Below are 21126 nucleotides of genomic sequence, written 5' to 3'. Positions count from 1 at the left end.
TGGCGTTCTTGAGGTCGCATTCGCGAGCAAGCCCGCTCCCTCATTGGATCTTTATATGTCCACAAGTTTGTGTTCATTGGAGATCCCATGTGGGAGCGGGCTTGCTCGCGAAGCTTTTTAGCTTTTAGCGGCTTGCAAGCAGCGCCTGGCCGCGCACCACGGCAGCCTTGACCTGCGCCGGTGCCGTGCCGCCGATATGGTCGCGGGCGTTGACCGAGCCCTCCAGGGTCAGGACCGCAAACACGTCCTGCTCAATCTGGTCGCTGAACTGGCGCAGTTCGTCCAGGCTCATCTCGGCCAGATCCTTGCCGTTGTCGACCCCGTATTTCACGGCATGACCGACAATTTCGTGGCAATCGCGGAATGGCAGGCCACGGCGCACCAGGTAATCGGCCAGGTCTGTCGCCGTGGAGAAACCACGCAGGGCCGCTTCGCGCATTACCGCATGTTTGGGCTTGATGGCCGGGATCATGTCGGCAAAGGCGCGCAGCGAGTCACGCAGGGTGTCGGCGGCGTCGAACAGCGGCTCCTTGTCTTCCTGGTTGTCCTTGTTGTAGGCCAGCGGTTGGCCTTTCATCAAGGTCAGCAGGCCCATCAGCGCGCCGAAGACCCGGCCGCTCTTGCCCCGTACCAGTTCTGGTACGTCGGGGTTTTTCTTTTGCGGCATGATCGAGCTGCCGGTGCAGAAGCGATCCGGCAGGTCAATGAACTGGAATTGCGCGCTGGTCCACAGCACCAACTCTTCGGAGAAGCGCGACAGGTGCATCATCGCGATGCTCGCGGCAGCGCAGAATTCGATGGCGAAGTCGCGGTCTGAGACATTATCCAGCGAGTTGCCGCCCACGGCGTCGAAGCCAAGCAGTTGGGCGGTGTATTCGCGATCGATCGGGTAGGTGGTGCCGGCCAGCGCGGCGCTGCCCAGGGGCATGCGGTTGGTGCGCTTGCGGCAGTCGACCAGGCGCTCGTAGTCGCGACTGAGCATTTCGAACCAGGCCAGCATGTGATGCCCGAAAGTCACGGGTTGAGCGGTCTGCAGATGGGTGAAGCCGGGCATGATGCTCTCGGCCTCACGTTCGGCCTGTTCCAGCAGGCCTTTCTGCAGGCGGGTGATCTCCGCCAGGATCAGGTCGATTTCATCACGCAGCCACAAGCGGATATCGGTGGCGACCTGGTCGTTGCGGCTGCGGCCGGTGTGCAGTTTCTTGCCGGTCACGCCGATGCGATCGGTCAGGCGCGCTTCGATGTTCATGTGCACGTCTTCAAGATCGACACGCCAGTCGAATTGACCCGCGTCGATTTCGCCCTGGATGGTCTTCAGGCCATCAATGATGCTGTCGCGCTCGGCATCGGTCAGCACGCCTACCTTGGCCAGCATGGTGGCGTGGGCGATCGAACCCATGATGTCGTGTCGATACAGGCGCTGGTCAAAGTTGACGGAGGCGGTGAAGCGGGCGACGAAGGCGTCGACGGGTTCACTGAAGCGGCCGCCCCAGGACTGATTGGTCTTGTCAGTGCTCATGAATTCGCTCGTGATCGGCTGTGGAAAAAATAGCGGTTAAAGGCTGCGGCGGATGATAGCAGGGTTGCCGGGGCCGGCGCTGGCACTGGTCGGCAGGTTTTTTGCGCACGAGCCGGGCGTTCAGGCCGGTTTCTGCACAACGATATTTTCCGATTGAGCAATATCGTCTTGGCAACCGTCTACAGTGGACGATAGGAGTTTTGCTTTTTCCATCATGGCGCATGGGTCGAATCTACCAGGGGGGCTCAATATTGATCAGATTGAAAATGAACAATCCCTACGGCGACGCCGTGCGACAACGGGCCTCGAGCATCGGTCGGCAAGCGCTGGTAAAGATAGGCAACCGCCTCGCGGCACTTTTTGGCCCTCGAGCGAGTCTTAGCGTGGATCGCGGTGACGGATGTCACTTCCCCTGTCTACGCTATCCTTGTGCGAGACTCACGCAGGAATCCAGCGCAATATGAATGTCCTGATCGTTGATGACGAACCACTGACCCGCGAGCGCCTGAGCCGAATGGTTGGCGAACTCGAGGGTTACAGTGTCCTGGAGCCGAGCGCCACCAATGGCGAAGAGGCGTTGGCCCTTATCGACAGCCACAAGCCGGATATCGTGCTGCTCGACATCCGCATGCCTGGCCTGGACGGTCTGCAGGTGGCGGCGAAGCTGTGCGAACGAGAGTCGCCTCCCGCCGTGGTGTTTTGCACCGCTCGGGACGATTTTCCACCCGAGGTGTTGCAGGCCGGTGCCGTGGGCTACCTGGTCAAGCCGGTGACTTCCGAGGCGTTGCTCGACGCCTTGCGCAAGGCCGAACGGCCCAACCGCGTGCAACTGGCGGCGCTGACCCGTCCGGCAGCGGAAAGTGGCAGCGGCCCACGCAGCCACATCAGTGCGCGAACCCGCAAGGGCATAGAACTGATCCCATTGAACCAGGTGGTCTACTTCATTGCCGACCACAAGTACGTGACCTTGCGTCATGAGAGTGGCGAGGTGCTGCTGGACGAGCCTCTAAAGGCCCTCGAGGACGAGTTCGGCGAGCGGTTCGTGCGCATCCACCGCAATGCCCTGGTGGCCCGCGAACGCATCGAGCGTCTGCAACGTACGCCCCTCGGGCATTTCCAGCTGTTTCTCAAAGGCCTCAATGGCGACGCGCTGATTGTCAGCCGGCGACATGTGGCCGGCGTGCGCAAGATGATGCAGCAGCTCTAGCGTAATGCCCCAACGGCGTTGCACCTTCGAGTTTCCAGGATATTGACGGCCAGGGAGGCCTTGGGGTCGTGATTCAAGTCAAAGCGGATTTGGCTGAGCTGTTATTATCCGCCGTATCTTTTAAGTACGGATTGATCCATGTCCCCTCGCGAGATCCGCATCGCCACCCGTAAAAGCGCCCTGGCCCTCTGGCAGGCCGAATACGTCAAAGCCCGTCTGGAAGCCGCCCATCCCGGCCTGATCGTGACGCTGGTGCCCATGGTCAGTCGCGGTGACAAGCTGTTGGACTCGCCGCTGTCGAAAATCGGCGGCAAGGGTCTGTTCGTCAAGGAGCTGGAAACCGCACTGCTGAACAACGAAGCCGACATCGCCGTGCATTCGATGAAAGATGTGCCCATGGACTTCCCCGAAGGCCTGGGCCTGTTTTGCATCTGCGAGCGGGAAGACCCGCGCGATGCGTTCGTCTCCAATACCTTTGCCAGCCTGGAAGCGCTGCCTGCCGCAAGCGTGGTCGGCACGTCCAGCCTGCGTCGCCAGGCGCAGTTGCTGACCCGCCGTCCTGACCTGCAAATCCGCTTTCTGCGAGGCAACGTCAACACTCGTCTGGCCAAGCTCGACGCTGGCGAGTACGACGCCATTATCCTCGCCTCCGCCGGCCTGATCCGCCTGGGCTTCGAGGACCGCATCACCTCGGCCATCAGCGTCGACGACAGCCTGCCGGCCGGTGGGCAAGGAGCGGTAGGCATCGAATGCCGCAGCGCTGACAGCGAGGTCCATGCACTCCTGGCCCCCCTGCATCATGAAGACACCGCGACGCGGGTCTTTGCCGAGCGCGCCCTCAACAAACACCTCAACGGTGGCTGCCAGGTGCCGATTGCCTGCTATGCCGTACTTGAAGGCGAACAAGTCTGGTTACGTGGCCTGGTGGGCGATCCGGATGGCGGCACGCTGCTCAGCTCCGAGGCCCGGGCGCCCCGTGGCGATGCTGAAGCGCTGGGGGTGCGGGTCGCCGAAGACTTGCTGAAGCAGGGCGCTGGCGACATCCTCAAGAAAGTCTACGGCGAGGCTGGCCACGCGTGATGGGCTGGCGGTTGCTGCTGACCCGACCGGAGGACGAGTCGTCGGCCCTGGCGGCTGCCCTGGCCGAGGCCGGCATATTCAGCAGTAGCTTGCCGTTGCTGGATATTGAACCGATTCCCTTGTCCGATGCCGGCCGGGCGATGCTTCAGCGGCTCGACCAGTACTGCGCCGTGATCGTCGTCAGTAAGCCGGCCGCCCGGTTGTGCCTGGAGCAACTGCGCGAACATTGGCCCGAGCCGCCGAAGCAACCCTGGTTCAGCGTGGGGGCGGCCACCGGGCAGATCCTGGCCGATGCGGGCCTCACGGTGTTTTATCCAGACGATGGCGACGACAGCGAAGCCTTGCTTAAACTCCCGGCGTTGCGTCAGGCTCTCTCCCGGACTCGTCCCCAGGTTTTGATCGTGCGTGGTGAGGGTGGCCGGGGTTTGCTGGCAGAGCGCTTGCGCGAGCAAGGTGCTAGTGTCGAGTATCTGGAATTGTACCGGCGCAGCCTGCCAGCGTATCGCGACGGTGAATTGCCGGCGAAGGTCGAAGCGGAACGCTTGAACGCCCTCATGGTCAGCAGTGGGCAGAGCTTCGAGCATCTGCATCGCCTGGCGGGTGCCGCGTGGCCAGATCTGGCGCGGTTGCCGTTGTTTGTACCAAGCCCAAGGGTTGCCGAGATGGCGCGGGCCGCCGGGGCCCGATCAGTTGTTGATTGTCGTGGCGCCAGTGCCGCGGCTTTGCTGGCGGCGTTACGGGAGCAATCCGTGCCGTTTTCTAATGCAAAGGATGGACACGTGAGCGAAACAGCCTTGCCAAAAGATCAAGACCGACCCGTGATCGATTCACCGGTGGAAACGCCGACACCGGTAGCGCCGCGTCGCGGTAACGGGTTGGCCATTGTCGCGTTGCTGCTGGGGGCCGCTGGCGTGGCCGTTGGCGGCTGGGGTGTCTGGCAGGTGCGTCACCTGCAGGCCAACAACCAGCAACAGTCCGCCCAGGTCCAGGCACTGAATGATCAGGCCCAGAACCTCAAACTCAGTGAGCAACGCCTCAGCGAGCGCCTCGCACAGATGCCGGCGGCCGAAGAGCTGGAGGAGCGACGGCGTCAGGTCGCCCAACTGCAAGGCGACCAGCAACACCTGAGCCAGCGTCTGGAGACCGTTCTTGGCGCCAGTCGCAAGGACTGGCGGTTGGCCGAGGCCGAGCATCTGTTGCGCCTTGCCAGCCTGCGCCTTTCCGCCTTGCAGGACATCAGCAGTGCCCAGGCCCTGGTCCAGGGCGCCGACGAAATCCTGCGGGAACAGAACGATCCGGGCTCGTTCGCTGCCCGCGAGCAATTGGCCAAGACGCTTGCGGCGCTGCGCAGCACCGAGCAGCCGGATCGCACCGGGCTGTTCCTCCAGTTGGGAGCCTTGCGTGAGCAAGTGCTGCAACTCACGGAGCTGGCGCCGGAGTACAAGGATCGTGGCGAGTCCCTGCTGGGCCTGACGGCCGATGGCGATGGTGCCAGCCGCTGGGCGCAGTGGTGGGATCGGATATCGCGCTATATCCGCATCGACTTCAATGCCGACGAGAACGTCCGTCCGCTGCTCGCCGGGCAGAGCCTGATGCAGGTGCGCCTGGCGTTGAGTCTGGCGCTGGAGCAGGCGCAATGGGCGGCCCTGAACGGGCAGACGCCGGTGTATACCCAGGCGTTGGTCGAGGCCCGCGATGTACTCAAGAACAACTTCAATCAGGACAACCCGCAGAGCAAAGTCATGCTCGAGCGAGTGGCTGAACTGGCCAAACAACCGGTGACAGTGGTCACACCGGACCTGACCGCGACCCTGAGCAGCGTCCAGGCCTACCTGGAACGCCGCAACCTGAATGCCGAGGAGTCGGTCAAGCCACTGGCCAAGCCTGCTGAGCAGGGGGCCACGCCATGAAGCGTCTCTACGTGATTCTGTTCGTGGTCATCGCTGCCGCCGCCCTGTTGGGCGTGGCGATTTCCGAGCATTCGGGTTACGTGCTGGTGGCGTACAAGAACTTCCGCTACGAAGCCGGCCTGTGGGTCACCCTGGCGTTGGTGGCGGTACTCTGGCTGTTGTGGCGGGGCGTGCGCGCCTTGATCGGCCTGGTGACCACGTCCGGCGGCGTGGTCAATCCGTGGTCGCGGCGCAATCGCAGCCGGCGCGTACAAGTGGCGATCGAACACGGTCAACTGGACCTTGCCGAAGGTCGCTGGGCCAGTGCCCAGAGGCATTTGCATCGTGCCGCGGAAGCTGAGCGCCAGCCGTTGCTGTATTACCTCGGCGCGGCCCGTGCGGCCAACGAACAAGGTCTTTATGAACAAAGCGACAATCTGCTGGAGCGCGCCTTGGAGCGCCAGCCTCAGGCGGAGCTGGCCATTGCGCTGAGCCACGCGCAGTTGCAGGTGGATCGAGGCGACACCGACGGTGCCTTGGTCACTCTGCAAGCCATGCATGATCGTCATCCCCATAACGTCCAGGTCCTGCGCCAGCTGCAGCGGCTGCATCAGCAGCGCGGTGATTGGTCGGCGGTGATTCGCCTCTTGCCGGAACTGCGCAAGGACAAGGTCCTGCCGACGGCGGAGCTGGCTGAACTGGAACGCCGGGCCTGGGGTGAAAATCTCTCCCTGGCGGCCCATCGTGAAGAAGACGGCAGCGTCGGCTTGCAATCGCTGAACCGCGCCTGGCAACAGCTGACCTCTGCGCAGCGCCAGGAGCCGGCGCTGGTGTTGGCCTATGCCGAGCAACTGCGACAGCTGGGCGCGCAGGGCGAGGCCGAGGAAGTATTGCGCACCGCGCTCAAGCGTCATTATGACAGCCACCTGGCGCGTCTATACGGGTTGGTCCGTGGCAATGATCCAGCTCGACAGCTGCAAGCAGCCGAAGGCTGGCTCAAGGATCATCCGGCCGACTCCAGCCTGCTGTTGACGTTGGGCCGCCTGTGTCTGCAGAACAGCTTGTGGGGCAAGGCGCGGGATTATCTGGAGGGCAGCCTGCGAATCCAGCGCAATCCGGAAGCCTGTGCTGAACTGGCAAGACTACTGGCGCAACTGGGAGATGCCGAGCGCAGCAATCAGCTGTTCCAGGAGGGCCTAGGGTTGCTGGATGAGCGCTTGCTTGCTGCGCCATTACCGGTTCCGGCCCAGGCGCTGCCCAGTTAAGAAAACTCAGGGTATCGGGCGGCTTGAGATGGTTTTGTCAGGCGGACGGTCGACCTTCGTTGCCTGGCTCAAGGCTCAAATGATGTATTCGGGAAAGTCCTACAGGGGATTGCGCTGAATCCCCTCGTTCCTGTCGGGAATTCCCTACACCCTTGGTGAAGTGTCTGCGCGGACCCGCCTTGAAAGGCCCGAGGGCTTTCCTCTACCGTAACTGCTTGTCTCTTCTGTTACGGAACCGCCATGTCTTTGGCTTGCTCTCGCTTCTTGTTTTTCATGGCTTCCGCGGCCGCAGCCCTGGCTTTGGGCATCGCCAGCTATCTGGAGTACGCAGTCGGTCTGACGCCTTGCAGCCTGTGTGTCTTGCAGCGTTTGTGCCTGGTGCTGTTCATGGTGAACGGTTTCGCGGCCTGCATGCATGGCCCGGGTCGAAAGGGCAGCATCCTTTACGGGGTGACGGGCCTGGTGTTCGTGTCGGGAGGAATGGCCCTGGCATGGCGTCAGGTTCTGTTGCAAAGTCATTCGCTCGAGCCAATGTCCGATTGCCCGGCCCAAATGACGGGCGCCAGCTCATGGTGGAGCGCCATGCAGCGAGCCCTGGACGGTGCGGTCGATTGTGCGGGTGTCACCTGGACATTGTTCGACTTGAGCATCCCCGAATGGAGCCTGCTGTTTTTCCTCGCCGTCTCCATTGCAATGACCTACCTGCTGCTTCGCCTGGTCTGGAACGCTCTGATCCGACCGCTGGGCGACAAGATGTCGCAATTGGTCCGGGTCGCGGATTAAACACTTGTATGAACTTTGTCGTCTGCGTACCTTGAAGCGGCTGTCGTGCGGGCATAATCTGGCCCGCACGTATCATTGGAATTATGCCGCTCGATCATGTTGTGTCCGGCTTGCCATGAATCATCAAGGTGTATGCAGGCTGCGAGGGGCATGACTCACAAGGGAAGAAATCGCCATGCTCGAAAGTTGTCAGAATGCTCAGGAACGATGGGGTGGGGTGCATCTGCTGATCGACCGCTGGTTGCAGGAGCGTCATGAACTGGTTCGAGCCTATGATGCTCTCGGTGACAAACCTGAAGTGTTGGGTGAAAGCCGTAAGCCGTTGCAGGAATTCTGCGGCGTGCTGGTGGACTATGTCTCTGCCGGGCATTTCGAGATCTACGAGCAACTCACCGGCGAGGCCAAGGCCTTCAACGACAAGCGTGGCCTGGAGCTCGCCGAGCAGATCTACCCGCGCATCGACGTCATCACCGAGAAGCTGCTGGCATTCAATGACCTGTGCGATGAAGGCAAATGCGTAGCGGAAAAATTCAAGGAGCTCGGTGGCCTTCTGCACGAGCGGTTCGAGCTGGAGGACTGCCTGATTGAAGTGCTGCACAACGCCCATAAGGAAGAGGCGGCAGTTCAGGCTTGATCGCTTGGCGGCAAAAAAAACGGTGCGCATTGCGCACCGTTTTTCGTATGGGCAATGTCAGCTCGTCGCACCCAGCAATTCGATCTCGAACACCAGTGGCGTGAACGGTGGAATCACATCCCCGGCCCCTTCCGCGCCATAGGCCTGGGTCGACGGAATTACCAGTCGCCATTTCGCGCCTACGGGCATTTGCGGCAACGCAACGCGCCAGCCATCAATCACACTGTCGAGACTGAACCACTGCGCCTGGTGGTTGGAGTCGAATACGGTACCGTCGGGCAAGCGACCGGTGTACAGCACCTGCACCTTGCCGTGGGGACCGGCTTTCACCCCGTTGCCGGGCTTGAGTTCAGTCAACAGGATGCCGTCTTCCAACTGCTTTACACCTGGCCGGTTTCTTTCCTCGTTGAGAAATTTCTGCTCCGTTTTCAGCGCCACTTCAATCCGTGGTGTCGTCGATTGCGCTGTCAGCTGTGCCTGATGATTGGCCAGGATCTGTTCGATGCGCTCATCCTTGAGTGCCAGCGGCTTGCCCTGGTAGGCCTGTTGCAGACCTTCCACCAATGCCTGGATCTGCAGGTCAGGCACGTCCTGGCGCAGGCGCTCACCCAGGCTCGCGCCCAGGCTGTAGGCCAGGTCATGGGCATCGTTTGCGCTGGTTCTTTCGACGGCCTGGACCATGGAGCAAACCATGCACAGGAGGAAAAACAGGTGACGCGTCATGTGTGCTCTCCGGGCTCGAATGGAGGAATTATGCCAGCGCCGATTGCTGCGAAGTGGGATTGCTCCGGCAATGGCGCAGAAGTTTTTTTGTCTCTTGCAACGCAACGCCCTGTGTACTGTCAACATGCCCTAGCGGCGGTTGCAGCAGAGGTCTAGTATGAGCCGCACTCACGTCAGTCAGGAGGTAAACCATGTCGGCCACCAAGAAGCCTGTAAATACTCCGTTGCACTTGCTCCAACAACTTTCGGGCGCCTTGCTCGAGCATTTGGAAAACGCATGCTCCCAAGCCCTGGCTGATGCTGAAAAACTGCTCGCCAAACTGGAAAAACAACGCGGCAAGGCGCAGGAAAAACTGCACAAGTCGCGCACCAAACTGCAAGACGCAGCTAACGCCGGCAAGGCCAAGGCACAAGCCAAGGCCAAGGATGTCGTCAAAGAACTCGAAGACCTGCTCGATGCCTTGAAGGATCGTCAGTCCGAAACCCGCGCCTACATTCTGCAGCTCAAGCGTGATGCCCAGGAAAGCCTGAAGCTGGCTCAGGGCGTTGGTCGCGTGCAAGAGGCTGCCGGCAAGGCGCTGACGCTTCGTGCTGCCAAGCCTGCCGCTGTATCGGCCAAGAAACCGGTAGCTAAACCCGTCGTGGCAAAAGCACCGGCAAAAGCACCAGCCAAGCCTGCTGCTAAATCGGTCGCTGCCAGCGCAGCCAAACCAGCGGCGAAAAAACCGGCTGTCAAAGCTGCCGCCAAGCCTGTTGCAAAAACAGCTGCCGCCAAGCCTGCTGCGAAAGCTGCTGTGAAACCGGCCGCTAAAAAAGCAGTCGCCGCCAAACCCGCCGCGACGAAAACCGCAGCGGCCAAGCCAGCCGCCAAAGCCCCTGCAAAAGCAGTCGCGGCGAAGCCAGTTGCCAAACCAGCGACGACAAAAACGGCTGCTGCCAAACCTGCCGCGACGAAAACCGCTGCCGCCAAACCTGTTGCAGCTGCCAAACCGGCCGCTGCCAAAGCGCCTGCCAAGGCTGCGACTAAACCAGCTGCTGCCAAACCAGCTGCGACCAAATCCGCTGCCAAGCCTGTTACAGCAAAACCTGCTGCTGCAAAACCGGCAGCAAAACCTGCCGCTGCCAAGCCAGCAGCAAAACCCGCTGTGAAAAAGCCAGCCGCGGCAAAAACTGCGACTGCGCCAGCTGCCAAGCCTGCATCGCCGGCCCCGACAGCGACCCCCGTTCCAACTGCCAGCACCCCGGCTTCGACGGTCAGCCCGTCGGCTTCCGTTGCGCCGAGCACCGGCACCCCAACCAGCGCTTCCTAAGTACTGGAGACCACGACGCGCAACTGATGCAGCGCGTCGTGGTTCGCTGGTCCGGCACTCGCCGCCAGCCCTTGCAGCCATCGCGCCGAGTCGTTCTGACGCCCCTCAGGCCAGCGTGCAGCCACTGCTTCCAATCGCTCCAGCAGACACCGTTCGGCTTCCAGCTCCAGCTTCTTGACCTGCTCGCGCAGATGAGTGAGATCCGTGTCTTGCAGGGCGCCAGCTTTCCATTGGGTGCGAAGCGTCCGTAGTGGCTGCACCACCTCTTTTTCCCAAGACTGTGCCAGCTGCCGAAGCTGTTGCAGTCTTTGTTCATCGCAGGCCACGCCGCGCTGCTCCAGCCACAGGCCGCAAAGCAGCAGGCAGACGCTTGCGCCGGCCTCCTGCAATGCCAGACAGATCGGCTCCACGCCGGGCCGCGCATAGAGGTCGAGGGAGAATTTCCACAGGTCAGAGGACATCGTGCTACTCGCGCCAGTTGCGAGCGAAGCTGGTAGACTCCGCCGCCATTATGATCCGACTTCAGAACCTGACTTTACAGCGTGGCCCGCAACGTCTGCTAGAAGACGCCGAGCTGACCCTGCACGCCGGCCACAAAGCTGGCCTCATCGGTGCCAATGGCGCCGGCAAATCGAGCCTGTTCGCCTTGTTGCGGGGCGAGCTTCACCCGGACTCCGGTGATTGCTCGCTGCCCGCTGACTGGCGTATTGCCCACATGCGCCAGGAGGTCGATACCCTCGAACGCCTGGCGGTGGACTACGTGCTCGACGGCGATATACGCCTGCGTCAGGTTCAACGCGACCTGGCTGTCGCCGAAGCGGCTCACGACGGCGCAGCCCTGGCCCGGTTGCATTCGGAGCTCGACAGCGCCGACGGCTACACCGCCGATGCCCGTGCCCGCAAGTTGCTCGCCGGCCTGGGTTTTACCAACGAACAGATGGACCGCCAGGTCGGGGACTTCTCCGGCGGTTGGCGGATGCGCCTGAACCTGGCGCAAGCCTTGATGTGCCCCTCGGATCTGCTGCTGCTCGACGAGCCGACCAACCACTTGGATCTTGACGCCATCATCTGGCTCGAGGACTGGCTCAAGAGTTACCCGGGCACGCTGCTGCTGATTTCCCACGACCGTGATTTCCTCGACGCGGTGGTGGACCACGTGGCCCATGTCGATCAGCGCAAGCTCGTCCTGTATCGCGGTGGCTATACGGCTTTCGAACGGGCCCGTGCCGAGCGCCTGGCCCAGCAACAGCAAGCCTACGAGAAGCAGCAGGCGCAGCGCGCGCACATGGAAAGCTACATCGCCCGCTTCAAGGCCCAGGCCACCAAGGCCCGTCAGGCCCAGAGTCGGATCAAGGCGCTGGAACGGATGGAGGAGCTGTCCGCGGCCCACGTCGATTCGCCGTTCGATTTCGTCTTCCGCGAGTCGACCAAGATCTCCAGCCCGTTGATCGACCTGTCCGACGCGCGACTGGGCTACGGCGACAAGACTGTGCTGGAGAAGGTCAAGCTGCAACTGACGCCCGGCGCGCGCATTGGTCTGCTGGGCCCCAACGGTGCCGGTAAATCGACCCTGATCAAGAACCTCTCCGGTGAACTCCAGCCCCTGGCCGGGCGCCTGACCCGTGGCGAGAATACCGTGGTCGGCTACTTTGCCCAGCACCAGCTGGATTCCCTTGATGCCAAGGCCAGCCCTTTGTTGCACTTGCAGCGCCTGGCGCCGACCGAGCGCGAGCAGACCTTGCGTGATTTCCTCGGCGGCTTTGACTTCCGGGGCGCGCGCATCGACGAGCCGGTGCTGAATTTCTCCGGTGGCGAGAAGGCACGCCTGGCGTTGGCGTTGATCGCATGGGAGAGGCCGAATCTGCTCTTGCTCGACGAACCGACCAACCACCTGGACCTGGAAATGCGCCTGGCCCTCACCATGGCCTTGCAGGAGTTCAGTGGGGCGGTGCTGGTGGTGTCTCACGATCGGCACCTGCTCAAGAGCACCACGGATAATTTCTTCTTGGTGGCCGACGGCAAAGTCGAAGAGTTCGACGGCGACCTCGAAGACTACGCACGCTGGTTGGTGGACTACCGCCAGCGCAATGCGCCGGTCAGTACGACGCCAGTGAACCCGGACAAGACCGACAAGAAAGCCCAGCGCCAGGCCGCCGCCGCCCTGCGTCAGCAGCTTGCGCCGCACAAGCGCGAGGCCGACAAGCTCGAATCCGAGCTGGGCAAGCTGCATGAAAAACTGCATGGAATCGAAACCAGTCTCGGGGACAGTGGTCTCTACGAAGCAGCGCGCAGGGATGAATTGCGCGATCTGCTGGCCGAACAGGCCCGGTTGAAGGTTCGGGAGGCGGAGCTTGAGGAGGCGTGGATGCAAGCCCTGGAATTGCTGGAAACCCTGCAAACGGAGCTGGAGGCGCTGTCCTGATGGAAGCGTTGACCTTGCCCATCCCGGTCATGTGGATCGAGCCGCTCTGGCTCGGCGTGCAAGTCCTGCTGATCCTGCTGGTCGGTTACGTGATGCAGCGTGTCGTGGCGCGTGCGCTTACGGGACTCGGCGAGCGCTACCCGTTTCCACCTCACCTATTGATCGTTCTGCGGGGCGTGCTGCGCTGGCTGATCATGGGCAGCGCGGTGCTGGTGGTGCTTGAGCGCCTGGGGGTGTCGGCCACGGTATTGTGGACCGCGATTTCCGGCTTCGTCGCGGTGGCGGCCGTGGCGTTTTTCGCCATCTGGAGCGTGTTGTCGAATCTGCTGTGCGCGGTCCTGATCTACACCGTCGGGCCATTTCGCCTGGGCGATGTGGTCGAGCTGGTGGAAGCGACCGACAAGCCTGGCATCAAAGGGCGGGTGGTAGCGATCAACCTGCTTTACACCACTTTGATCGAGCCCGAGGAACTCGGCACTGGCAGTTCCATGGTGCAAGTGCCCAACAGCCTGTTCTTCCAGCGTTCGGTCCGGCGTTGGCGCGGTAGCGAGGCTTTTCCGGTGGGTGGGTTGGTCGAGTAGCCAGTCCCTGCTGCTCCAAGGTTTCTGAAATAACGATGGTCAGCCGCGCGGCGGCGCATTAGCTTAGTCGTCTAGACGAAATCTTGGCCGAGGTGTGCAATGGTGCTGGAAACATGGCTGGCGTTTTTCGCCGCTTGTTGGGTGATCAGTCTTTCGCCGGGCGCGGGTGCCATCGCATCGATGTCCAGCGGTCTGCAGTACGGTTTCTGGCGTGGCTACTGGAATGCCCTGGGCCTGCAATTGGGCCTGGCGTTGCAGATCGTGATTGTCGCTGCGGGCGTCGGCGCGATCCTCTCCACCTCAGCCACGGCGTTCTATGCAATCAAATGGTTCGGGGTTGCCTACCTGGTGTTCCTGGGCATCAAGCAGTGGCGAGCCATCCCCGGCGAGATCAGCGATGAAGCCACTCCACGGCCCATCGGCAAGCCCTTGGCGCTGATGTTCCGTGGCTTTCTGGTGAACATCAGCAACCCCAAGGCATTGGTGTTCATGCTGGCGGTACTGCCGCAGTTCATCGATCCCCATGCCCCTCTGCTCAAACAGTACCTGATCCTGGGCGTGACCATGATTTGCGTCGACCTCATCGTCATGGCTGGCTACACCGGGCTGGCTGCCAAAGTCCTGCGCCTGTTGCGTACTCCGAAGCAGCAACGGCGGATGAATCGGACCTTCGCCGGATTGTTCATTGGCGCAGCGGGTCTACTGGCGACGATTCGCAAAGCCGCTATGTAAAGGTACTGCATAAGGAAATCAGTGTGGGAGCGGGCTTGCCCGCGAATGCGGTTGATCAGTTGGCGTGTTTTTGACTGACGAACCGCATTCGCGAGCAAGCCCGCTCCCACTTTTTTGTGTCTTGCGGGTAGGTATCAGCCTACAAATCCGCCTTTTCTGACAGACCTAACTGGGGGTAAGCGGGGAATTTGCCTATGCGGTGTTCGGATTGGGGCTGCATACGACCTGCGTCGATTTTTCGATCATGGAGCTCTCTCGTTCATCCGGTGACCGTAAATGCCCGCGCTCTCCACAGCCCAGTTCAGGTTGACGATCGACAGCCTGCCCGATGAACTCGGTGTTCTCGCCTTCGAGGGCACGGAGGCAATCAGCCGGCCTTTTGAATTCAGAATCAGGCTTGTCAGTGAGCATGCCGGCCTGGCGCTTGAACGGTTTCTGCATCGTCCCGCCTTTCTGGCTTTCAATACGCTGGGCAATGGCATCCACGGGCAAATTGCGGATTTCGCCGTGGGCGAGTCCGGGCAGCGGCTGACCCATTATCACGCGACGCTGGTGCCGCGCCTGAGCAGTCTCGAGCTGGCCTTCAATCGGCGAATCTTTCAGCGACAGACTGTTCGCCAGATCATCACAGAGGTGCTCAAACTGCATGGTCTGCTGGGGGATGCCTTCCGCTTTCAACTGGGCCCCACGGAATATCCACCCCGGGACTATTGCACCCAGTGCGAAGAAAGCGATCTGGCCTTTATCCAGCGCCTGTGCGAAGAGGAGGGTTGGCATTACCACTTCGAACATGGGCCGCAGCAGCATGTCCTGGTATTTGGTGATGACCAGTCCCGGTTCAGGAGTCTGCCACCTACACCGTTCGTCCCTGACGGTGCGATGGTCGCCGACGAACCCACCATCAGGACCTTCTCCGTTCGGGTACGAGGTGCCACCAGTCGGGTAACCCGACGTGACCATGATTTCGAAAAGCCTCGCCTGACCCTGGAAGGTGCCTCTGGACATCACCCGCATGGTGCACAGGGGGCGCAGCCGGATCGAGAGGATTATGCCTACGCGCCAGGGCGTTTCCTGACGCTGGCTCAGGGCCGACAGACGGCCCTGCGAGCCCTGCAACGTCGACAAAGAGATACCTGCGTTGCCGAAGGCGGCAGCAATCAACCGGCCCTGCTGAGCGGGCATTTCATGAGCCTGAAGAACCATGGCCGGGCTTGCTGGAACCAGCGCTGGTTGCTCACCTGGCTCAGGCATGAAGGCTCGCAGCCCCAGGTCCTTGAAGAGGCCATTGGCAATGTGGAGGAGGGGATACCGGAGCAGGGCTATGGCAACCGGTTCAAGGCGGTTCCGTGGGACGTGTTCTATCGCCCGTCCGTGAGGCATCGTCGACCGGTGCTGGTCAGTGAAACGGCCACGGTCAGCGGACCGCAAGGCAGCGAGATTCATTGCGACGAGTATGGCCGGGTCAAGGTCCGTTTCCATTGGGACCGTGCCGAAGGCAACCCGGAGCGGAGCAGTTGCTGGGTGCGAGTCGCCACCGGATGGGCGGGGGATGGGTTTGGTACCCAGTTGATCCCCCGGGTCGGCATGGAAGTCGTGATCACTTTTCTTGCGGGCGATCCCGATCAACCGCTGATCACCGGTTGCGTGCCAAACAAGGCCAATCCGGTTCCCCATGGCTTACCCCTCAACGACACCCGCAGTGTCTTCAAGAGCCGGAGTTCACCGGGAGGGGATGGCAGCAACGAGTTGCACATCGAAGACAGAAAGGGGGCCGAACGGATCTATCTGCGGGCCGAACGCGACCTGTTCGCCAACGTGCGCAATGACCACACGCTGGAGATCGGCCGCGACCAGCGCATTACCCTGGCCGGTCAGCACTACAGCGAAATACGGGGCGAGGAGCACCACACCGTTGGAGGGCATCGCGTAACGCAACTGAATGCCGACGATTTTCTCAACATCAACGGCAGCCTCCATGCACAGGCCGGTGAGACCCTGGTGATTCGCGCCGGGCAGGTCCTGCAGATCGAATGCGCGGGTGCGCTGACAGTCAAGTCCGGATCGCAGCTGACCCTGGAAGGCGGTGGCCATTTTCTGCGTATTGGTGCCGACGGCATTTTCAGCAGCACTCCCATCGAACCGGGAGGCGGTCCGGGTCCTGGAGCGACTTTGCAGAACAAGTCTGCCCGCCGGCCGGGGGAAACCGATGACCCAGTGGCCGGACGCGCAGCCACTTCGACCGGCGTCGTTGCGATAAGTGAAGACGCGACCGGGCCGCCGGCGGGTAGAGCGCCCCTGTCGATCGGCGTGCTGTGCAAACGTTGCTTTCAACAGGCCCAAGCCCAGGTCAGAGGCTTGGCCGCCCGTCTCTGAGCGGGTCAACTTTCAAGGATGATCATGTCTCCAACTGCCCTGCAATGGCTGCAACATCTATACGCTCAGGCCAAGGCCTGCGGCCTCACTCATGTGGATCTGCTGATCAACTGCGCGCTGTTTGACTATCCGCTGTTGCAACGCTTGGACGAGCTCGCGCCGTCGCCGCGCTATCGGCTTCTGCTCCGGGATTCTCCCGAACGGGCTTTCGCTGACCAGGGACCGGTGCTGGTGCGGGTTCTGCTCTTCGATGCCGTGCAGCAGCTCTGGCTGAAGGACTTCATCCAGATGTGCTACCGCCATTCGCGAGTGCTGGCGCTGTTCAGCCGCTGGTCGTTCGATGCCCTTGGCGAACGCCTGGGACGGTGCACCCAGGCTGAATGGGATCAGGGCCACAAAAGCGGTGTGCTGCGCTACTACGACACCCGCTTGTTCAGACTCTTGTGCGAACTGCTCGATCCCGACCAGCTCAGGATGCTCCATGAGGGCGTCATCAATTGGCAGTGGATCGACCGCGATGGCAAGGCCTGCCAGATGGCGGGATTCGATGTCCGGCAGAGGGATGTGGGGCAGGGCGCACCGGTGTTGCGGTTGAGCGATGAGCAAATCGCCGAAGTGGGCGTCCTCAGCGATGCGCAACAGTGGTGTGCCCGGCAGGAAATCCTACCGGGCCCTTACGGTTTCGATTCGTTCGAGACGTTCATCCACCAGGCTTTTCGCGTTCATGTCGATGCGGACCGTCAGCGGCTGATGGGAGCGGCGCGGGAGCAGTTCCTCGAGGAATGGCTCGTGGAGTGTGCCGCCCAAGCTAAGGGCAAACGAGGTATCGGCCAATGACGCGTCCAGGGACATGGGGGTTGTCGGTCTTCAGTGCTCTTTGCGGTTGCATGCCTGCGCAGACCAGCCTGATCGGCACGCCCATCGAAGGCTATAACCATACGTCGGCGGCCATCCATCACTTCAGCGTCAACCGCAACGGTGGGCCGGGCATCGGTCCTTATGGCGGTGGCGGCAAGCAGAACTGTTGTGTCGGGATGCCTGCCCAATGGAGTCCGGGACTGAAGGTGTTGGTGGAGTGGGAAAAGGATCCGGCGCCCCACGCTTATGGCAGTTGGCCGGAGCGACGGCACACGGATGAATGGCGGACGCGGATGAAAGCCCATCGGGCCGGCTACAGCCGGCACAGCGTCTGGGTTGAGGTGGCGCCCTACGAGCGGCTCGGTGTGGTTGACGTGCATTTCCTGCCTTGTGATCAAGTCGCCGTGTCCGCGGTGGTGACGTTGCCGGGCATGCCCGGTTATCCCTTTGGTTTTCCCCGCAGGATGGAGGCGCTGTCGCCATGCCCGGTACATTGAGAAGCAGGCCGCAGCCCCTGGCCGTGACGCCGTTTTTTGCCAAAGAGGGAATGTTGCCGCGAACGCCTAAAGACGTCGCGCACAACCATGTCGAACAGCAGAAAACCTTGACCGAGGCCGCGAACATTTACAGAGCGGCTTGCAGGGCGGCAGACATTCCCTATTCCGGCCCACCCTGCATGGACGTGTTGCATGTCACGTTGTGTTTTGACGGCACCAATAACCACGAACCCACAGACAAGCGGAACCACCCGCCGACCACCAGCAACGTCGCGCGCCTGTATCACGCCAGCCTGGGTGGCGGCACCGGTCCGGGGCAAAGCCGGGCCAATGAGGCAGGTTTCTATGCCTATTACATGCAGGGTGTCGGCACCGAGTTTCCGGAAGTCGGTGAGTTTGAACCTGACGCCATGGGGCTGGTGGCGGCTCGTGGTGGCGAAAATCGCATCAACTGGGGCCTGACGCGGCTGATCGATGCTTTGCGTCGACACTGTGGGGAGTCGCACCTGGAACCGGCGCAAGCCCTTGCCTGGGTCCGGCAGATGAGCAGTTGCGTGGGGGATGCACTCAATACCGCACAAGCGCGCAGGCGTGCTGTGCTGGAAGAGCCATTGATAGGCTTGCGTGAGACGGTTGAGCGTCTGCACGCCAGTCACTCGATCCCACGGATCAAGTTCCTGCGCCTGTATGTCTATGGCTTCTCCCGTGGCGCCGCCCAGGCCCGGACGTTTACACAGTGGTTACGTCAACTGACCGAAGTCGGGGCGAACGGCGAAACCTGCCACCTGTTCGCCGGTGTGCCCATCAGCATCGGTTTCCTCGGTCTGTTTGACACGGTGGCGTCGGTGGGCATGGCGGATCTGGCGCCCTTTGTCAGCGGACACATGGGCTGGGCGGAGGGAGCGTTGCGGCTGCCCGATTCGCAGATACTCCTGGAGCGTTGTGTACACCTGGTGGCAGCCCATGAGCAGCGGGGCAGTTTCCCCCTGGATTCGATTCGTCGAAAAGCCGATCCCGACGACCCCGATTGTCCATCCACTTATCGCACGGGCACATTTGAATACCTCTATCCGGGGGTGCATTCGGATGTTGGCGGAGGTTATCCGCCGGGAGAGCAGGGCAAGGCGTTGGGAGGCAGTCATGAGCTGCTGTCCCAATTGCCCTTGCAGCACATGTTTCATGAGGCCTATCAGGTCGGCGCTCCCTTGCAGGCACCTGCCAGTGCCCTCAGCGATGAGCAGAAAGAGCGCTGGCCGTGGTTGGTCATGGATGGCGGGACCTACGACGCTTTCGATGTCTCCCCAACGCTGATCCGTCGCTTCAATATCTGGCTCGATGCCCAGGACAATGGGCCCCTCGAAGAGGTTATGGCCCGAGAAGCCGGGCTGATTACCGGTTGGCGCATCAACCGCTACGCCAATTTTCTCTTTCGCACCACCTCGGCCTGGGCCCACGTGCAGGGCAAGGACATGAGCGACGAGGAACGTTCGGCCTTCTCCACGCTGCACCGGCGACAACAGGAGAAAAATACCGCCCTGCGTGCCGGCAAGGAGCCTCCCGCCGCTTCCGCTGATCATGAAAGACATTCGGCCCTGAAGCGCACTTATGAACAACGGACCGGTGTGGGTGAGATTGCTCTCAATACAGCAAAAACGTTTGAGCCGAGCCTGGATCAACGTCAGTTGCACGGCGCCATGCTGGATTTTCGCCGCGACTACATTCCTGAGTGGAACCTGAGTCCCCTCGACCCCGGCCTGAGTCAAGGTCGCCTCATCAATGCGTCGGTTGGCGGCCTGGTCTACCTGCTCAACGAGCAGGATGAAGCGGAGGAATACCGTGACCTGCGCCGGGCCGGCAATCGGGAAGTGGTGCGCTGGTTCGGTGAGGACCTGGCGCCTCGCGATGATGAAGCCTGGGATCTGGTGCGGTTGTTCGATGAACATGTCCACGATTCTCGCGCCTGGTTCATGAACGCGGCGCTGAACGAGCGGGAAGTATTCAGTGACTACTTCCGATATCGAGCGATTTTTTTCGATGAGGAGTCCAATAAGCGCTTGTCGCTGTTGGCGACGGCCGGGCAGGTCATCGGCGTGGCCGTGGTGCTCGCCAGTGTTGGCTTGAGTGTCAGCCGTCGAGATCCACGCCTGTTGGTGGGCCTGTTGATGCCGGGGCTCGGCATCCCGGTGCTCCGTGGCAAGCTTGGCATCGTTCCGACGATCGAGGCCTTTGATAGCGCCACCGGTATCGCACTGCCATTAGACGAGGGGCTCGATGAGGTTCGTGCTTACACGCGGCAAGTCGGAAATGTCCTGAAGCTGGCCCAAGCCTTGCCGTCCCCAACACCGCTGAATGAACAGACGGCGGATAGTCACAGGTGGCAACCGTTGCTGGACGCGATTCAATCTGTGAGAAAGCCGGAGAGCGACTGCTTGGGACGGCTCAGGCAGACGCTTGATGGCGCCGCAGGAGCCTCTGTCCCAGGGTTGGGGAGCAGGGGCTCCGGTGCTTAGCGCAGGATTACCGGTGCGGTGTCCCGTGGCAGGTTGTTGCGTGGTACCGGCTCGCCGGGCGGCTCATGGCTTGGACCGCCGAGCTGCTCGCTCAGTTGTCGCGCCACGTCCTCGCCCAAGGACTTGGACACGTCGCGTACCACGCGAGGGCGGTTGAGGCTGATGCGTGCGTCCCGGTGGTTCAGCAATTTGGTGTCCTGGCCTTCACCCATGGCGGTGAACGCCGAGGTGATTTCGAAGGTCCGGGTGTTGATCAGGCTGAAGTCGGCCACCAGGGTCAGTCCTAGCACCGCCGAGTAGCTGTCGGTGTTGGCCAGTTCATTGATGTCTCGGGTGAAATCGATGTCCGATACCGTGCCGAATAGCACGTAGTCGGCGCCCTTGAAGCGTCCGGCTCTGATGCGCTTGATTACATCGTAGACGTCGCCGGTGGAGGACTCGGTGTGAGGCGTGCCCTGTACTAGCTGGAACATGCCGCTGCGCAGGATTTCACCCTTGATGTCACCGGTGAACTTGCGCAGTTCGCCTTGCTCGATATAGCTGCTGGTGGCTTCCATCTCGTCGTAGCTCGACGACGCGCTGGCACTGTAGGTATTCGCCTGGAAGTTGCTCTGGGCCGAAACGGTGTGGATGTATTCCTCCACCCGTTGCTGGTAGGCCAGGTCGGTAACGGCGACTTTCGGGGCCGCCTGCGCGCCGAACGCGCAGGCCAGGGCCATGATGCCTATCCATGTGCGCATGGC

Annotated in this window: 18 protein-coding genes and 2 pseudogenes; 16 read left to right on the top strand and 4 right to left on the bottom strand. The window is 61.6% G+C overall.

From position 1 onward, the window contains the following. Window positions 1–124: 124 nt before the first annotated feature. Window positions 125–1519 (bottom strand): argininosuccinate lyase, encoded by a 1395-nt coding sequence (gene argH, locus QZH45_RS29075; protein ID WP_024780547.1) that lies wholly within the window; start codon window positions 1517–1519, stop codon window positions 125–127. Window positions 1520–1833: 314 nt separating this feature from the next. Between argH and QZH45_RS29070 the strand changes: the two are divergent. The 8 genes and pseudogenes from QZH45_RS29070 to QZH45_RS29035 all read left to right on the top strand — a co-directional run. Then, window positions 1834–1983, top strand: a pseudogene (locus QZH45_RS29070) (sensor histidine kinase); the annotation flags it as partial. Next, window positions 1980–2726 carry a LytR/AlgR family response regulator transcription factor gene (locus QZH45_RS29065; protein ID WP_024780546.1) on the top strand — a complete coding sequence of 249 codons (747 nt, stop codon included), beginning with the start codon at window positions 1980–1982 and terminating at the stop codon, window positions 2724–2726. The pseudogene QZH45_RS29070 and the gene QZH45_RS29065, both read left to right, overlap by 4 nt. A gap of 138 nt (window positions 2727–2864) precedes the next feature. Beyond that, window positions 2865–3806: a hydroxymethylbilane synthase gene (gene hemC, locus QZH45_RS29060; protein WP_024780545.1), complete on the top strand. Its 942-nt coding sequence runs from the start codon at window positions 2865–2867 to the stop codon at window positions 3804–3806. After that, a pseudogene (locus tag QZH45_RS29055) lies at window positions 3806–4549 on the top strand (uroporphyrinogen-III synthase); the annotation flags it as partial. The gene hemC and the pseudogene QZH45_RS29055, both read left to right, overlap by 1 nt. A gap of 36 nt (window positions 4550–4585) precedes the next feature. Next, window positions 4586–5716 carry a uroporphyrinogen-III C-methyltransferase gene (locus QZH45_RS29050; protein ID WP_053191288.1) on the top strand — a complete coding sequence of 377 codons (1131 nt, stop codon included), beginning with the start codon at window positions 4586–4588 and terminating at the stop codon, window positions 5714–5716. Then, complete coding sequence (locus tag QZH45_RS29045) at window positions 5713–6960, top strand: heme biosynthesis protein HemY (RefSeq protein WP_024780543.1); 1248 nt, start codon at window positions 5713–5715, stop codon at window positions 6958–6960. Before QZH45_RS29050 ends, QZH45_RS29045 begins: the two co-directional genes overlap by 4 nt. Window positions 6961–7200: 240 nt before the next feature. After that, window positions 7201–7743, top strand: coding sequence for a disulfide bond formation protein B (locus QZH45_RS29040; RefSeq protein ID WP_024780542.1), 543 nt, complete (start codon window positions 7201–7203; stop codon window positions 7741–7743). A 175-nt stretch (window positions 7744–7918) separates the two neighbouring features. Continuing rightward, window positions 7919–8377 carry an Rsd/AlgQ family anti-sigma factor gene (locus tag QZH45_RS29035; RefSeq protein ID WP_024780541.1) on the top strand — a complete coding sequence of 153 codons (459 nt, stop codon included), beginning with the start codon at window positions 7919–7921 and terminating at the stop codon, window positions 8375–8377. A gap of 57 nt (window positions 8378–8434) precedes the next feature. On the opposite strand, the gene QZH45_RS29030 is transcribed toward QZH45_RS29035, so the two are convergent. Continuing rightward, window positions 8435–9100 (bottom strand): FKBP-type peptidyl-prolyl cis-trans isomerase, encoded by a 666-nt coding sequence (locus QZH45_RS29030; RefSeq protein ID WP_024780540.1) that lies wholly within the window; start codon window positions 9098–9100, stop codon window positions 8435–8437. Window positions 9101–9291: 191 nt separating this feature from the next. On the opposite strand from QZH45_RS29030, the gene QZH45_RS29025 reads away from it, so the two are divergent. Continuing rightward, entirely contained in the window at window positions 9292–10410 is a 1119-nt protein-coding gene (locus tag QZH45_RS29025; protein ID WP_055135284.1) for an AlgP family protein, read from the top strand. On the opposite strand, the gene QZH45_RS29020 is transcribed toward QZH45_RS29025, so the two are convergent. After that, on the bottom strand, window positions 10407–10871 hold the full coding sequence (locus QZH45_RS29020; RefSeq protein ID WP_024780538.1) for a TIGR02444 family protein: 465 nt from the start codon (window positions 10869–10871) through the stop codon (window positions 10407–10409). The genes QZH45_RS29025 and QZH45_RS29020 overlap by 4 nt on opposite strands. Window positions 10872–10921: 50 nt before the next feature. Here QZH45_RS29020 and QZH45_RS29015 point away from each other — a divergent pair, with 50 nt between their 5' ends. The 7 genes from QZH45_RS29015 (at window position 10922) to QZH45_RS28985 (ending at window position 20383) form a co-directional block, all read left to right on the top strand. Next, on the top strand, window positions 10922–12832 hold the full coding sequence (locus QZH45_RS29015; RefSeq protein ID WP_055135283.1) for an ATP-binding cassette domain-containing protein: 1911 nt from the start codon (window positions 10922–10924) through the stop codon (window positions 12830–12832). Beyond that, complete coding sequence (locus QZH45_RS29010; protein ID WP_024780536.1) at window positions 12832–13413, top strand: mechanosensitive ion channel family protein; 582 nt, start codon at window positions 12832–12834, stop codon at window positions 13411–13413. The genes QZH45_RS29015 and QZH45_RS29010 overlap by 1 nt, the downstream gene beginning before the upstream one ends. A gap of 99 nt (window positions 13414–13512) precedes the next feature. Continuing rightward, window positions 13513–14145, top strand: coding sequence for a homoserine/homoserine lactone efflux protein (gene rhtB / locus QZH45_RS29005; protein WP_024780535.1), 633 nt, complete (start codon window positions 13513–13515; stop codon window positions 14143–14145). A 276-nt stretch (window positions 14146–14421) separates the two neighbouring features. Further along, complete coding sequence (gene tssI, locus QZH45_RS29000) at window positions 14422–16518, top strand: type VI secretion system tip protein TssI/VgrG (RefSeq protein ID WP_055135282.1); 2097 nt, start codon at window positions 14422–14424, stop codon at window positions 16516–16518. Between the two features lie 24 nt (window positions 16519–16542). After that, on the top strand, window positions 16543–17355 hold the full coding sequence (locus QZH45_RS28995) for a DUF4123 domain-containing protein (RefSeq protein ID WP_024780533.1): 813 nt from the start codon (window positions 16543–16545) through the stop codon (window positions 17353–17355). Then, a complete protein-coding gene (locus tag QZH45_RS28990) occupies window positions 17352–17873 on the top strand; it encodes a DUF3304 domain-containing protein (protein ID WP_024780532.1) in 522 nt (173 codons plus the stop codon). Before QZH45_RS28995 ends, QZH45_RS28990 begins: the two co-directional genes overlap by 4 nt. Before the next feature lie 179 nt (window positions 17874–18052). Further along, window positions 18053–20383: a T6SS phospholipase effector Tle1-like catalytic domain-containing protein gene (locus tag QZH45_RS28985; protein ID WP_081036513.1), complete on the top strand. Its 2331-nt coding sequence runs from the start codon at window positions 18053–18055 to the stop codon at window positions 20381–20383. On the opposite strand, the gene QZH45_RS28980 is transcribed toward QZH45_RS28985, so the two are convergent. Next, the gene (locus QZH45_RS28980) at window positions 20380–21123 is read right to left on the bottom strand and encodes a hypothetical protein (protein ID WP_053190609.1); all 744 of its coding nucleotides are present in this window, start codon (window positions 21121–21123) and stop codon (window positions 20380–20382) included. The two genes, QZH45_RS28985 and QZH45_RS28980, sit on opposite strands and share 4 nt — an antisense overlap. Window positions 21124–21126 lie beyond the last annotated feature (3 nt).

This window comes from Pseudomonas corrugata (assembly GCF_050920615.1).
In the GTDB taxonomy this organism is placed as follows: domain Bacteria; phylum Pseudomonadota; class Gammaproteobacteria; order Pseudomonadales; family Pseudomonadaceae; genus Aquipseudomonas; species Aquipseudomonas corrugata.
This window is presented reverse-complemented; position numbering and strand designations above follow the sequence as displayed.